13 protein-coding genes are annotated in these 14,967 nt (G+C 35.8%); all 13 read right to left on the bottom strand.

Going from position 1 to position 14,967, the window contains the following annotated elements:
* Positions 1-50: 50 nt before the first annotated feature.
* Positions 51-827 carry a glycosyltransferase family 2 protein gene (locus ADIARSV_RS13360; protein ID WP_200864753.1) on the bottom strand — a complete coding sequence of 259 codons (777 nt, stop codon included), beginning with the start codon at positions 825-827 and terminating at the stop codon, positions 51-53.
* Positions 796-1,569 carry a hypothetical protein gene (locus tag ADIARSV_RS13355; protein WP_016196087.1) on the bottom strand — a complete coding sequence of 258 codons (774 nt, stop codon included), beginning with the start codon at positions 1,567-1,569 and terminating at the stop codon, positions 796-798. The genes ADIARSV_RS13360 and ADIARSV_RS13355 overlap by 32 nt, the downstream gene beginning before the upstream one ends.
* A complete protein-coding gene (locus ADIARSV_RS13350) occupies positions 1,566-3,017 on the bottom strand; it encodes a flippase (protein ID WP_016196086.1) in 1,452 nt (483 codons plus the stop codon). The genes ADIARSV_RS13355 and ADIARSV_RS13350 overlap by 4 nt, the downstream gene beginning before the upstream one ends.
* A gap of 12 nt (positions 3,018-3,029) precedes the next feature.
* Positions 3,030-4,124: a GumC domain-containing protein gene (locus ADIARSV_RS13345; RefSeq protein WP_016196085.1), complete on the bottom strand. Its 1,095-nt coding sequence runs from the start codon at positions 4,122-4,124 to the stop codon at positions 3,030-3,032.
* 35 nt (positions 4,125-4,159) lie between these two features.
* Entirely contained in the window at positions 4,160-6,664 is a 2,505-nt protein-coding gene (locus ADIARSV_RS13340; RefSeq protein WP_016196084.1) for an SLBB domain-containing protein, read from the bottom strand.
* Between the two features lie 96 nt (positions 6,665-6,760).
* Positions 6,761-8,674: a polysaccharide biosynthesis protein gene (locus ADIARSV_RS13335; protein ID WP_016196083.1), complete on the bottom strand. Its 1,914-nt coding sequence runs from the start codon at positions 8,672-8,674 to the stop codon at positions 6,761-6,763.
* Positions 8,675-8,920: 246 nt separating this feature from the next.
* Positions 8,921-9,517, bottom strand: coding sequence for a sugar transferase (locus ADIARSV_RS13330; RefSeq protein ID WP_016196082.1), 597 nt, complete (start codon positions 9,515-9,517; stop codon positions 8,921-8,923).
* On the bottom strand, positions 9,514-10,728 hold the full coding sequence (locus ADIARSV_RS13325) for a DegT/DnrJ/EryC1/StrS family aminotransferase (RefSeq protein ID WP_016196081.1): 1,215 nt from the start codon (positions 10,726-10,728) through the stop codon (positions 9,514-9,516). The genes ADIARSV_RS13330 and ADIARSV_RS13325 overlap by 4 nt, the downstream gene beginning before the upstream one ends.
* Before the next feature lie 57 nt (positions 10,729-10,785).
* The gene (locus ADIARSV_RS23070) at positions 10,786-11,394 is read right to left on the bottom strand and encodes an acyltransferase (protein ID WP_016196080.1); all 609 of its coding nucleotides are present in this window, start codon (positions 11,392-11,394) and stop codon (positions 10,786-10,788) included.
* Positions 11,395-11,398: 4 nt separating this feature from the next.
* Entirely contained in the window at positions 11,399-12,415 is a 1,017-nt protein-coding gene (locus ADIARSV_RS13315) for a ketoacyl-ACP synthase III (protein ID WP_016196079.1), read from the bottom strand.
* Positions 12,400-12,633 carry an acyl carrier protein gene (locus tag ADIARSV_RS21215; RefSeq protein ID WP_040300083.1) on the bottom strand — a complete coding sequence of 78 codons (234 nt, stop codon included), beginning with the start codon at positions 12,631-12,633 and terminating at the stop codon, positions 12,400-12,402. Before ADIARSV_RS21215 ends, ADIARSV_RS13315 begins: the two co-directional genes overlap by 16 nt.
* Before the next feature lie 16 nt (positions 12,634-12,649).
* A complete protein-coding gene (locus tag ADIARSV_RS13305; RefSeq protein WP_016196078.1) occupies positions 12,650-13,876 on the bottom strand; it encodes a glycosyltransferase family 4 protein in 1,227 nt (408 codons plus the stop codon).
* The gene (locus ADIARSV_RS13300; protein ID WP_152439884.1) at positions 13,873-14,826 is read right to left on the bottom strand and encodes a hypothetical protein; all 954 of its coding nucleotides are present in this window, start codon (positions 14,824-14,826) and stop codon (positions 13,873-13,875) included. The genes ADIARSV_RS13305 and ADIARSV_RS13300 overlap by 4 nt, the downstream gene beginning before the upstream one ends.
* Positions 14,827-14,967: the final 141 nt, after the last annotated feature.

Below are 14,967 nucleotides of genomic sequence, written 5' to 3'. Positions count from 1 at the left end.
GTTATTTATTGCAAAAACAAACAAACAAACATATATCAAATAATATACTATCATTTCGTCCTATTGGGTATCACAAACTTTACAAGTGCTTTGCAGTTGAAATACACTATCGCTGAAATCAAATAAGAAAATGATATTCTCCCGAAAATATAGTCTACGCACTTCTTCTGGTAATAACACCAGGCACCCTGAGACACCCCATTATCATTATTGGTTGAAATAACTACATTGGTTTTCATGATCATCTCACGAGGCACCGAATTAAAAAAAAGATAGTCTGATACAATAATTTTCTTTGTAACTACATATTTGCCATATATGGAATGCAGCGACTTTTTATAGATTACTGATTGATGTAGAATTATGCCTTTTTCGTAGTCAGCAATGACCCTTTCCTCATTCCCGGATCTTGTGTTTAGGATATTAAAATCTGAATAAATAAATTGAATATCAGGGGACATACTATCGGAGAAAATTTTCTTCAATACACTAACTGAAGCGAAACTATCCCCGGCATTCATAAAATTTATCCATTCCCCACTTGCGACAGCAACACCTTTATTCATCGCATCATAAATTCCCTTGTCGGGCTCGCTGATTAAATAAGCAATTTTATCCTTATACTTCGATAGTAATTCTAAAGTTCCGTCATCAGAGCCGCCGTCAATCACAACAATTTCAATATTTATATCTTGTTGATTAATTATGCTTAACAGTGTTGCTTCTATAGTGGCAACAGCATTATAAACAACTGTGATAACCGTTACGAGCGGACTGGCACTATTGTTTAAGTAACTATTTTCTGAAGAGATCATGGTAGATTCCATTAGCAATGTTATAGCAGTATTTGATCATATAATTAATTGCACTCAGTTTTAACGTTCCTCCATGACTTCCCGAAAAACCCTCAAAGCGTGGTAAAATCTTGAAATTACGATATTTGATTCCTGCAAGGCGGAGCGCGTCCGTATAAGCATTTTCCAGGTAATAACTTTTTTCATCATTCACCTTTTCAAATTCATTTAGTAATATAGTCGAAAAAATAGGTTTCGAACAATAATATAACCTGGTGTCAATCAAATCAGTATTAGAAAATGGATTAATCCTGATCTGTTGAAAACAAATGTCATCATGTTTGACATTATCTACAAGACGTTCCAAATTCAACACTTTAACTCTTCCGGTAACCTTGTAAAAAGATTCGTGATACGACAATAGGCGACTCTCAGAAAACAGGTACCGCATAATTTCACCTTCTCCATAACCTTTACCTAACGTTGAAATCCTTTCAACATCCCCACGAAAATTAAGAAACTCTATATTCTTACCATTACGGTCCGCCATGTCCTGAAGCTCCAGAATAAGTGAATAATCAAACCCACTGTTGTCACAAACAATGATACTGTCAATAGTTCTCACAGAAAGGTACCATCTTATGCTATCAACATACTGCTGCTGTCTCAGTGATGGATCGGTTAAAACAGTGAAATTGCTGTTCACATAAATAGTTGATGTGATAATAATCAACCTCTCGCCTTTCTTGCGAGGTAATTCTGATAGCTTGCTCATTTGTTTTGAAACTTAAGTTTCTGTTTTATTACGTTTAAGCCTTCTTCAATTATTATGTTTTTAAATACATAATGCTGGAAGAAGCTATAAAATAGAAAATTTACAGGTATGGAAACCAAGAGTATAAACACATCCCTCTCATAAAAGAAAATACGGGTAAAATAAACAACAGGGATGAATATTAAGCTGGATAATAGCGCACAAACAATAGGCCTGACTTTAAGGTCAAGATCATATTGCTTCCTTACGAAATAGTAATAACCAGCTGTAACAATGACTTCAGATAGGACATTGGCAGCAGCTGCACCATCTTGTTTAAAATGAGGAATTAGTACAACATTAAACAGCAAACTAGCAACCATTCCAGAGCAAACACAAAATAACATTTGCTTATCATGACTTGATGTAGTCAAAATTTGAATCCCTAATAAGTATCCCATTCCGATGATAAACGGAAGGGACGACAATATTTTCATGGAGTTGGTAGCAACTAAGAATTCTTGACCGGAAAAAAGCAATATAAATTCTTTCGCAAGTAAAAATAGCCCAAAGCATATCGGAATGGATAAGAAAACTACAAACTCATACGACTTCCTTATAAGTACATAAAATTCACTGATGCTTTTTTGATGCAGCTGACTAACTATTTTCGGCATTAATACGATACCCATCGAGGTAACAATAGGTATAGAGACCTTTACCAGTTTAACGCCTGCTACATAATAGCCTACAGCATTTTCATCTGCAAGAAATCCAAGTATCAGCACGTCAAACAAGGTGTACATACTAGACGCAAGGGTGGTCCCAAATACCAATAACAACGGTCTTCTGTGAATAATAAAATTCAGGCCCTTGGTAATTAGCTTCACGCGTTTCCACACAGCCACACTGTTTATTATATTATTGCCCAGAAGCGTACCCAGGGATATTAGGAAAAATATAAATAAGTCGTCCCTGGATTTAACGAATATAAAGAGACAGATCAGAGACAGTACCTTTATGATTGTGGACCTGATAGCAATGATTTTAAATTCCTGTATTCCAGCATAGAACCAGTCAATACTGGAAAAGCCGATAAAGACTATCAAAGACGCAGAAACATACAGGCTGTGATCATTTTTTAGTGTTGGGAAATTAGAAACAATGATCAAGTAACACAAGCCTAAAATAGCACTGCTACAAAAATAAATGATAAATAGTTCAGAAAATGTTTTCGACAGGGCATCAGGACTATTTTTTACTTTTGCTATCTCTCTGATCCCATAAACCGGTATTCCCAATGCTGCTATTAATGCGAAATATTGAGCGAAGGTAAGTATAAACTGGGTTTTACCTATTCCATACGGCCCTAAGATCCTCGAAGCATACGGAAAACTGATTATAGGAAATAGCAAATTGATCGCTGTTAATGTCAAATTATAAAAATAATTTTTTTTAGAACTCGCCACTATAACTATGAATTAAACAACAGAAAATATTTTCTTAAGAAATACGAACATTGCACCTAAAAAACCAAACAACAAGGCACCTAAAACAATACCTTTCAACAAACCTAGCTCTGTTTTCTCTAATGGAAAAATCGGTTGATCTAGCACTTGAATTAGAGGAGTTTCCTTCATAAGAGCCATTTTGGACATTTCCAGATTTTTAACTAATTCACTTAATATTGCTTTATTGGTTTCAGCAGAAAATTGAGAACGTTGTATTGGGGCCATCCGTTGTACCTGACGTGTAATATTTAAGTTAGGCGTGGCATCTGCAATGGCAACACCTGAATAAATCGCACCATTCATGACCCTTAAAACAGAATCTGTTTTGTGTTGCAATATTTTAATGTTACTTATGGATTTTTTTGTTTTTGTTTGAACATAGAAATCATTTACATTCTTGACAATCTGATCATTAAAAGCTTTTGCAAATACCTCATCAGGAGCATTAACTTCAACATTGATGATGCTTAATTTTTTATCTGGTTTAGCAACAGTTAAGTAGTTTTTGTTGATATCTTTTACAACCACCCCTAAAATACTATCCTTTAAACGCGAAGATTTTAAATTTGGATTAGAATCATCTAATGAACTAAATTGAAGCTCTTTTAACCCTGGCTTTTTGTCCCAAACTTTTCTTAGCTTATTGAACTCAATATACCAATCAACTAATAGTTGTTTCTTTCCATTAAAATCAATCTCTGTCAATAATGTCTTTTCAATCATTGTCCTGGATTTGTATAATTCCAGAATATTATCTCCCTGAAAAATGCCACCTCCTCCTCCACCTAAATCCACACCAGCTATTGAAGCTAAGCCAGCTAAAGATCCTAATGCACTTGAACCAGATTTATCCTCCTCTAATACAAAAGTAGTAGTAGCGGTATAAATCGGTTTTTTTATCCAGGCATATGTAAAACCTAAAATACCACCAAAAACACCGAACACAAAAACAGTTACCCATTTTGACAATAAATACCGACCAGCTCTTCGTATTTTTAGTATGAGATCTTTAAGCGAAACTTCATCTGAAGCTATTGTTTCTCTATTTGTATTCTCCGCCTTCATTTCGATAATTCCACTTATTCAGTTCTAATTCTTATTTATCTATACAAACTCACAATTATCGCAGCCATAGAAGCCAATGCAGTTCCTAAACCAATCCAGCCCTGAACACCAATTTTATCCCTTGGTGCCCTTTTAGGTACAAAGATCTCCGCACCCGGCTTCACATCAGGATAAAAATTAAAAAACAGCACATGGCTTACCGCATCAACCGAACCATTCGCATACTGAATATACGCCCCCCTTTTACTCGCATTATACGTAAATCCACCAGCACCATTAATGTAACCCTTCATCCTCTTGCCCGGCTTATACACCACATTTATTGGCCTTAAAACCTCACCCGTCACCTTTACCGTTTGCAATTGTTTGGGCACCCTGATAATGTCACCACCCTCCAGTATTAAGTCAAACTTAGCATGCGGCTTTTTCAAAATCCGCTCTAAATCAATCCCCACCAAGTCACTCCCCAGAATTTGAACATCCTGATCAGTTGAATCCGTTGCACCATCCGCTTTAAGTCTATCCAGATTAAGCAAATTTAGCCTTTCCTCTTTCTGTCGATCTACTGTACTTCTACTTCTAACATCCTGAGCCGAATCAGCACCTGGTCTTTTCAATGAAGCACCGTCAGCAAAAGAAAGCGCAGTTAAACCACCAGCCCTTTTAATCACATCAGAGATCCGCTCATCCTTTCGGCTGATGGTATAAAACCCAGGATATAACACTTCACCCTCAACCCTTACCTGTTGCTGAATTTCGTAACCTTCCGCACTTCGAATAGAAACCACATCAAAAGGTTGCAGTGTAATCACCGAATCCCGCAACCGTAAATCAACCGGAATGTTCACCGTAATGATATCCGCAGTTTTAGCCGACAGCGAAGTCGCATCACTATTTCGAACCCTTCTTGCTATTTCAATCCGGTTTGGCGTAGCACCCTCTTTAAAACCGCCAGCCATCTGGATTAACGATTCCAGCGTCATCCCTTGTGCATAAGGAAAACTCCCTGGCTCTCTTACTTCCCCTTTAATATCCACGCTAAACTCTTCCCTTAAATCGAATATCGAAGAAATAGTTACCTTATCCTCTCTCCGTAAAAGAATATCTTCCTGCGTGCCCGCTAATACCTTAGCTACGTCAAAAGATAACAGCGCCAGCGAATTGTCCGCATTTAACCTCGATATATACCCCCGGTTTAAAAAGGCATCCTCTTTCAATCCATCCGCCTTTGCAATCAACTGTTTCAACGTCAAACCATCCTCCAGAGCAAACTGCCCGGGACGAAATACAGCCCCAGAAATCTCTACCCGATTGGCAAAGCGATCCAATATTGTTTCCACGACATATTTATCCCCATTCTTTGGTTTGTAATCACTGAAGTCTCCTGCGTTGACATCCGTAATTTGCCTTTCCTTATTGGTGTTCTGCAACACTTTGATCTTTGCCGAATACGCTTTATTGGAGAAACCACCGGCAAACTGAAGCACATCAGCCAAAGACTCTGTTGGCAGCACCTCATATAAAGCAGGCCGTTTCACTTCACCCGACATTTCCACCCTTGCCTCATAAACCGGAATATTAATCACATCCTGATCCTGCAAACGAATGTTACCGCTTTGCATCCCCTTTAAAAGAAAATTATATACATCTATTGTGGAAACAACCCGATTATTACGGATCACCTGGATCTTCCGGAATGATCCATTTTCATTAGGTCCGCCAGAAGCATTCAACGCATTAAACACAGTGGATAAAGAAGAGAGGGTATACGATCCCGGTTTAACAACCTCTCCTAGAAGCGTAATTTTGATACTCCGGATATTACCAAGGTTTACGGCTATGTTGGTACGACCACTCTTTAAACTTGGATAAGTGCTACCCATTGCCGAGCGAATTTTTGCAGTAGCCTGCTCAATAGAAAGTCCCCCTACAGCAATCAACCCTACATATTGCAGACGGATCGAGCCATCAGGACTTACCTGTAATTTATAATTGGCCTCATTGTCCCCGGTAAGATCAATCAACAACTGATCATCAGGCCCTATAATATATCCCCTGGGAGTAGCCATCCGCAAGTTTGGCTCAAACCTGATATCGTTATTTTTGAATAGTTCAGCCCCAAAGATCTTAGGGATCAGGTTCCCAAAGGCATCCTTTAACTCTGCTTTATTCTGATTTACTAAATTTCTGTTATTGATAGACGAATCCGAATCCACATAAGATCTACCGGTTGACTCATCATTCTGATTCAGCTGTGTATTGGGAGTTTTACTAGTTTCAGGACTGGATTTCCTTATTTTCTCAACACGCGTTCTCAGCTTAGCAATCTCTTCTGCTTTCATTCCCTGAGCAGCAGCCATTTGCTCTAACTGTGCATCACTATACCCTACGGATTCAGCACGTTGAATCAACTGGCGAACTTGGACATCCGTTAATTCATCAACCCGGATGTCAGAATAATTGGTTTGGGCAAATACGGTTTGGCAAGTTAAAATAGAAAATAGAAACACTAACACAGCCAAGGCTCTTCTGAAATTCATACGTAATCTGTAGTATATTTTTAGCTATAACATATACACTACAAAAAACACACCTATTCGTTTGTTTTTTTTTCTGGGTTGAACAGAAAACGGTTACTATACCAGATCTAATTTCTCAAATACCGAATTCATGCTGATAAATTCGGGTACTATCCTCTTCATTTGCAACACAATTTGGTTATTATCATTGATAACCGCCAGTTTAAATAACTCATCAAGCTGTGCTTCCACTTCCGCAAAGTCATGCTCCCGTACCTTCCCAATCATGATCTTCTCATGATGCGTAGGCAAGGTATTCTCCCCATCATTCAAAAGCTCTTCATATAATTTCTCACCAGGTCTCAAACCGGTAAAAGCAATTTTGATATCTACATCAGGAACCAGGCCAGCCAGTTGAATCATCTTTCTGGCCATGTCTACAATCTTCACCGATTTACCCATATCAAAGACAAAGATCTCACCACCATGACCCATTGATCCAGCCTCTAATACCAGGCGGCAAGCTTCAGGAATCGTCATGAAATAACGGGTAATATCAGGATGAGTAACCGTAACCGGACCACCCTTTTCAATCTGTTGTTTAAAAAGAGGAACCACCGAACCATTCGAACCCAACACATTCCCAAAGCGGGTAGTGATGAACTTCGTAACCGGTTTCATGCTCAGGCCACCATTGATGGACAAATCCAGGTTACTCAAAGAATTATTTAGCGACTGCACATAGATTTCTGCAATCCGCTTCGAAGCTCCCATGATATTCGTTGGGTTCACGGCTTTATCCGTGGAGATCATTACAAACTTCTCTACCCCATACTTTACAGAGAGATCAGCAATCGTTTTGGTGCCCAGTACATTTGTTTTAATAGATTCCGCAGGATTACCCTCCATCATCGGAACATGTTTATATGCCGCAGCATGATACACATAATGCGGCTTGAATTTATTGAAGAGAAAATCCATTCTCTTTTTATCCCTAACATCCCCAATAAAGGCAAAAAAGTCACTATGCTGATGCGTTTCACTCAGTTCCATATACAAATGATGCAAGGGAGTTTCCCCCTGATCACAAATAATGATCATACCCGTATTGAACTTCATCAACTGCCTAACAATTTCACTTCCTATAGATCCGGCAGCACCAGTAATCAGGATTCGTTTATTGCGAAGCTCCTCCTCAATGATTCTATTATCTAACTGAATGGAATCTCTGTTCAGCAAATCTTCAATATTAATATTCTGAATCTGGTTTGTTTTGGTGTCTTTACGCGTCCAAACATCACGAGCAGGAATATTTAGCACCCTAACTTTGTGCTCCAGGCAGATATCAACAATTTGATTCTTACGTTCCAACGGAATAGCATACGATGCGAAAATAATCTCATCCAATTCATGTTGCACGATCAGCTCTTCCAGATTCTTAGCATCCAGAATCTTTACGCCATCAATAGATTTACCTACTTTACGTTCATCATCATCTACAAAAGCTAAAATCCGCTTATTCACATTCGGGTCATGATCGAATGTCCTCTTAGTGGCCAATCCTGCCTCACCCGCACCATATACCATCACACGAATCGTATCCAGTTTCAGATTTTTGATGTACATGAAAAAGTACTTTACAATTACCCGATAGGTAATCAAAAAGACAAAACTAAATAAGGTATAAATGATGATATCAGCCGTACTGATAAAGGGTGCACCCCCAAAAGCGATTACCACGGAATGAATGAAAAATAAAATGAGGGAACTTGCTGTTAAAGCGCCTAAAATACGTGTGGAATCCTCAGCAGAGGTGTATCGAATGATGCCTGCATAAATGCCAAGAGATAGAAACATTGCAATGTTGATCAACATTGCAATTACTACAGACTTATTGAGCGCAACCATGTTAATGGAATCTAAATCAAAGTTATGCCTCACCACTTTGGCCATCAATAAAGCAAGAACAGTAAGAAAAATATCAATTATAAAAATTACCCAGCGCGGAACAACGTCCAATTTTGCAAACATGGAGATACGTTTATATATAATAAATAACAAAATCTTAACCCAAAACTACATTCAAAAAAAACACGTTTTGTAGTATCTTTATAAATGAACACTTCCCATTATTATAAATATAGATCAAAAATAATTTGTGAATAAATATGCTCTAAATTAGTAAAAAAAACGCAACCCTAAATATAAATTATAATCTATTACTGTGAATGAAGTACACTTTCACGTATGATACAAAAGTAGAATACAGAAACATACTTACCTGAATTTTATTATTGAATAGCAAGTCAAAAAAATCACTTTCAGCGAACCATAAACAGATTGAGTTTCTTTATAAAATTCTAGATTAATTTTTAACTTATCTGGCATAATTACTGTAATGTATGCTAGTTCAGGGTCCTCAAGAGTCGCTAATATTTCATTCTCGTCGCGATATTTAATTGATGCCATATCAGTAATCCCCGGTTTTAGCTTTAAAACTCGTTTTTGATTATCATCATATAATTCCACATACTTACGGACTTCTGGACGAGGCCCTACCAAACTCATATTTCCTAAAAAAACATTAAGTAATTGAGGAAGCTCATCAATTTTATATCGTCTTAAATAGCTACCTACTTTAGTTATTCGGGTGTCATTATTACCGATGGTCAATAATCCTTTCGCGGATGAATCAATTTTCATAGATCTAAATTTCCATAATTTAAAATCTCGATTATCTAGCCCCACACGGTTTTGTCTAAAGAAAGGAGGTCCCTTAGAATCTATATAGATAAGTATAATAACTATTAAAAAAATAGGTGCTAAGAAAATTAATCCGATACTTGAAGCTATAAAATCAAATGCCCTTTTCATTCACCAATCAACCTATTATAAGAATTTTCAATTGTACTACATATATAATCAACTTGTTCTGTTGTTAATTGAGGATATATCGGCAAAGATATCTCCCTGGAATAATTGTCGTAAGCAGTAGGATAATTCTCTATCAAATATCCTAAATCTTTAAATACTGTCAGCATCGGCATAGGTATAAAATGTACGTTTACGGAGACACCTGAAGCTGCAATATTTTCTATCATTAAATCTCTAAATTCTTCAGTGATATTGAAAATCCTTAACGCATACAGATGATTACAGGAAACGCGATTGTCATCTTGAATTACAGGAAGTTGAGCCCACTTTTTATGTGAAAAAAAATCATTGTATTGTTTAGCGACTCTTAACCGCTCGATTAATAATTGCTTATATTGTCTTATTTGCGCTAGACCAACGGCTGCACATAAATCAGGCATATTAACCTTTAATCCTGCAAACAGTATATCATAGCGCCAACCACCTGCTTTACTTTTAGTAAAAGCATCTTTATTCTGGCCATTGAGAGACCATAATCGCATCAAGTCATACTCAACTTGATTGTTGAATTTGTCGTTCAGATTAAGACAAATAGCTCCACCCTCAGCCGTTGTAATGTTCTTAACAGCATGGAATGAAAATACAGTTATATCTGTTGCGCTACCGGAATTAATATTATCATATTTTGCTCCAATCGAATGCGCAGCATCTGATAATATCAAAATTCTACCTAACTGTAACTGCTTTGGAGAGGCAGGCGTAAATCTAGAAACAATATTATCTCTATTTACAATCTCCATAATATGCGGATAATTACACAGCAACCCTGCAATATCAACAGGGATTATTACTTTAGTCCGCTCTGTTATAGCCAATTCCAATTTATTAGGATTCATGGTGAAATCTTCTAAGACATCTACCATAACTGGAGTGGCTCCACAATGCAGTACACAAAGAGCTGTAGCAGAATAAGTATAAGCTGGCACAATTACCTCATCTCCAGGGCCTACACCAAACCACTTAAGAACTAGCATCGCGCCAGATGTCCAAGAGTTTACGCACAGCGCGTTATGACAATTAGTCAATTTAACTATTTCCTCCTCAAGACTCTTAACTTTTGGACCAGTTGTAATCCAACCCGACTTAAGCGTATCAATAACCTCTTCAATTACTTGATCATTTATAAATGGAGGCGAAAATGGAATATTCATGTAATGTTGATTTGTATAGATTCTTGCAAATTTTTCCTTAAAAGAATACGAGAGAAATTAACAATTATAATAATTAGATTTAATCGATTCATTTTTGAGGAAATATTTATCAACAGTCTCGGTACTACCTACCAATTTTGCAGGGTTGCCTGAAATAATGCTATAATCAGGAAAAGACTTATTAACTACAGAACCAGCAGAAACAATACATCCTTTACCCAATGTTACTCCCGGTAATATGATGGATGAGGCACCTATAAAAGTATATTTACCAATAATGACTTTTTCCATAGAGTAACCTACCCTCTCTGATTGAGCTAACTCAAAATATTTACTTCCATTTAATCGGATTGCATTGTGACTACTATGAGTGAAAATACCAACCCAGGCTCCAATTTGCACCCCTTCTTCTATTGACAATCCCGCTGATGCGTCAATAATAGAGTAATGCCAAATCCATACATTATCTGATATATCAGCTTTCGACCGACTCAGAAACTTAGCAGAACTGGATATTCTTGTTCTCAAATTGAAATCATTAGAGACCTTATTATAAAAACCATATACCATAAACGGCTTATGCATTGCTCCAATAATATTCATTAAATAAGAAACTACTTTCCCAAAGAATGAAAAATATATTTTAAGGTAAATTCCTTTCTTCATTTTTTTAATTTATAGAAATTATAGTAGCTCCATAAGATAAGCCAACACCAAAACCTGCTAACATAATTTTCTCACCAGTGTTTATCCCTACCTCGTCAATAAAGTTTTTAAATGCAATCGGAATAGAAGACGAGACCGTATTTCCTACACTACCAGAGTTGAATATAAACTTATTTTCAGGTATACCAATTTTCTTACGTACCTTTTCAAGCATAAATTTATTGGCTTGATGGAAAATAAAACTATCAATTTCACTAAGTATTAAATTGTTTTTTTCTAATGTCTTACTTACCATGTTTGGTACAACCGCATTGGTGAATTGAAAAACAGCTCTTCCATCCATAAAGAGATTACTGTCATTCTTTATATATACATTGTCTTCAAATAAATCCTGACCTATGCTAATTCTATTTCTTGAACCACCATTCTTTACAATTAGATTATCGTATCCTGAACCGTCAGTGCCATAAACAAACTTTTCTATTTTAGCAGCTAAGCCTTCCTCTTTATTCGAAACAAGAGTTGCTGCTGCTGCATCACCAAAAATAGTTTTATTACCCTTATCATTAGGGTTTATTAATTTAGAATATGTATCTGACGTTATTACCAAAACATTTGAAGCCTGTCCTGAGCTGATTAATCCCTTTGCAAGGCCTATTGAATAAATAAAACCAGAACATCCCAGATTCACATCAATTGCTCCTATTGATTTCTCTAATCCTAACCTGTCTTGAACAATACAGGCTGTAGTTGGCAAAACATAATCAGGATTCTGTGTGCATAATATCAAATAATCAATTTCCTGCTTTAACCTTGGAGAATTTTGATTAAACAATTTATTAGCAGCCTGCACTGCCATATCACTACAGAATTCATCAACACCTGACAAAAATCTATTTTCTATCCCTGTTTTTGAGGATATTTTTTCGATAGACCACTCTGGATGCTGAGATTCAATATCTGCGTTTGAAAGAGATTTTTTTGGCAAATAATATGCAATGTCATTTATATATTCACACATTTTTTTTCTTTAATATATGCAAAAATGTCGCCCAAAGTATTAAATGACTTAAATATTTCATCAGGTATGCTAACTCCATAAGTCTCTTCTAATAAGACTACTAATGACATTCCAGTTAACGAATCCCACTCTTCTAATTCTTTGAATTTAGTATTTTCGTCAATAGTAGAATGAGTATCAGCTAATTCTAACTTTATAATTTCTAAGAATTTTTCCATAAACTATTTTTATTTTTCAAACGTTTTCAACAACAGAGACAAATTTAGCATATTGTTTGTCTTCAGAGAAAGATTCTGAGAGATGAAATGCATTCTTTCGCATTTCATCTCTCAGATTTTCATCATCGACGATTTTACATATTGCAATAAAAAGCGCTTCGACAGACTCAGGTACATAATTGATACCAACATTATATTTTTCAACAAAGTGCCCCAAATCTCTGCCTAAAGAATTTATAAGAGGCAAGCCAAATGCTAAATAATCAAACGCTTTTATAGGCATTGAAACAGTGGAACGCCCTTTATAAGTACTTAATGCCAAATCACATTTTTTAAATACTTCTTCTAAATCCAAAGAGTTTAATCTAGCTAAAAAGACTACAGTAATTCCATCGCTGTTCTTTCTACAATACTCTGACATCGGACCATCACCCGCTACTAACAACTTGAATTTTGTAGAATGATATTTTTTACTTAATCTTTTTCCAGCTTCCATTATAGAATGAACATCATAATTTTCACCTAATGTTCCTGCATATATGCACCAGACTTCATCCTCATGTTTAAATTTAATCATGTTGGCAATAACATCATTGGTTGATGAAATCTTATTGGATAGTTCTGATTTTGGTATACTCCAATACACAACATCAGTTTTCAACTTTTCAAATGGCTTTATTTTTAAGCCTATGTGTTGGTAGTTTTGAGAAACTGCAATAAGGCCATCTGCTTGTCTATATAACCTCTTTCTCCAAAAGTACAACGGAGAAAATATAACTTTTGCTAGAAGATCTAACTCTTTAGGGAATAATAAATGAAATAACTCAGGCCAAATATCTATTAAATCTATAACAAGTTTTGCTTTCAAATCGACTTTAATCCATTTAATGATAATATTAAAGTAACAGATTGCAGGCTCAGCAAGAATAACAACATCTGGTGAATCCAGATCAACAAGACTTAAGAGATACTTTCCGAAACTACGTTCGTATTTTATCCGATCAAAAGAGATATGAGATGAATAGGAAGAAGTAGGAATAATATGTATTTTATAAGATGGGTTAATATCTCTTATCTCATAAGACTCTGTTCTAAAAGTTTTACTTCGATGCTCAAAATTTGAAATAAATTGCACTACATGATGTCCGCTCTTAACTAATGCATTAGCAATCATTGTACTTCTGTAAGTTCTCCAGCCCTCTTCAGGTAAACTTCCATATGGGTTAATTATCCAAACATTCATTTTAACAACTTAAATTTTGGACGTAGCCCAGATGAAAAATAAAGAATTACAAGAATTGGTATGAAAAATATATAAATGTCTTTGTAAATATATGAGCTCTGGTTTCTTGCTAAGTTAGCGAGCTGAGTACACATGATCGCTACTATAATATAGTTATAGTACTTGTTTGAACTATTTTGAATAAGGTACCAAACAGATAGTCCTACCATAAGCATGAATCCATTATACAAAAATCCCAGATTGCCCATGAAAATATAACCTTCTGTAAAAAGATAAAACGCATATCCAGCACTTCGTGTCGCAACACCAGGATTAAATAAATCCGTAACCGGCGCTTGTAAGTAAGGGTAATTTAACATAATCAAAGAATTGCTTATATTGGATTGAATTACTTCAAATGGTTTAACATAATCATATGCCATCGCTGCATATAAAATATGAGCAGGCGCGTAATAGTCCTTTAATAAAAATTTATGAGCAAAACTAAGATCTTCAATAGAAGATTCTGTCCTTGTCTGTTCTATATACAATAAGAATAGGACAAGACCAAACCCTAATGCACCAATAGTTAAAATTTTCTTTAAATTTAATCCCAGTTTAAATTCCAAAATCAATACCCCCAAGGTTAAAGCTACAATGTCACTTCTACTTCCAAGCTTATTAGCTAAAAACAAAAAGAGGCCTATAAATGCAACAGCAATAAAAGTAATCAAAGAGGAGCTTGAATAAGATATTTGATTAAACTTAGATTTAAACCTGGCTTGAGCGTATAAGATTACAGAGATTGGAACCATAAGCTTGAACCCAATCCTAAAAAGCTTGTATAAGGGTCCCTGTGCATCAACATAATCCTCATCATATGCTGTATTATAATCAATCGCGTTTCCTCTGGTAATTGAAAAAAAGAATAAAAAAAGCCACATCACTGAAATTATGATTATAAATATCATGTAGTTAGTGGAGCTTCTGACCCTAACTATCTCATATCTTTTGATCCGCTCCAAGTAGGGGAACGAAGTCTTAAATAATACGTAAAAAGTGAGAAATGATAAGAAATTAAAAATATAAAACTGATAAAAATAATTATGACC

The organism is Arcticibacter svalbardensis MN12-7, assembly GCF_000403135.1.
Taxonomy (GTDB): domain Bacteria; phylum Bacteroidota; class Bacteroidia; order Sphingobacteriales; family Sphingobacteriaceae; genus Arcticibacter; species Arcticibacter svalbardensis.
This window is presented reverse-complemented; position numbering and strand designations above follow the sequence as displayed.

Excerpts from the sequence above, each read along its gene's own strand:
- ADIARSV_RS21215 (WP_040300083.1), bottom strand. The coding sequence starts at position 12,633 with ATGGAAAAATTCTTAGAAATTATAAAGTTAGAATTAGCTGATACTCAT.
- ADIARSV_RS13360 (WP_200864753.1), bottom strand. The coding sequence starts at position 827 with ATGGAATCTACCATGATCTCTTCAGAAAATAGTTACTTAAACAATAGT.
- ADIARSV_RS13345 (WP_016196085.1), bottom strand. The coding sequence starts at position 4,124 with ATGAAGGCGGAGAATACAAATAGAGAAACAATAGCTTCAGATGAAGTT.
- ADIARSV_RS13305 (WP_016196078.1), bottom strand. The coding sequence starts at position 13,876 with ATGAATGTTTGGATAATTAACCCATATGGAAGTTTACCTGAAGAGGGC.
- ADIARSV_RS13355 (WP_016196087.1), bottom strand. The coding sequence starts at position 1,569 with ATGAGCAAGCTATCAGAATTACCTCGCAAGAAAGGCGAGAGGTTGATT.
- ADIARSV_RS23070 (WP_016196080.1), bottom strand. The coding sequence starts at position 11,394 with ATGAAGAAAGGAATTTACCTTAAAATATATTTTTCATTCTTTGGGAAA.
- ADIARSV_RS13300 (WP_152439884.1), bottom strand. The coding sequence starts at position 14,826 with ATGATATTTATAATCATAATTTCAGTGATGTGGCTTTTTTTATTCTTT.
- ADIARSV_RS13335 (WP_016196083.1), bottom strand. The coding sequence starts at position 8,674 with ATGTTTGCAAAATTGGACGTTGTTCCGCGCTGGGTAATTTTTATAATT.
- ADIARSV_RS13315 (WP_016196079.1), bottom strand. The coding sequence starts at position 12,415 with ATGTGTGAATATATAAATGACATTGCATATTATTTGCCAAAAAAATCT.
- ADIARSV_RS13325 (WP_016196081.1), bottom strand. The coding sequence starts at position 10,728 with ATGAATATTCCATTTTCGCCTCCATTTATAAATGATCAAGTAATTGAA.
- ADIARSV_RS13340 (WP_016196084.1), bottom strand. The coding sequence starts at position 6,664 with ATGAATTTCAGAAGAGCCTTGGCTGTGTTAGTGTTTCTATTTTCTATT.
- ADIARSV_RS13330 (WP_016196082.1), bottom strand. The coding sequence starts at position 9,517 with ATGAAAAGGGCATTTGATTTTATAGCTTCAAGTATCGGATTAATTTTC.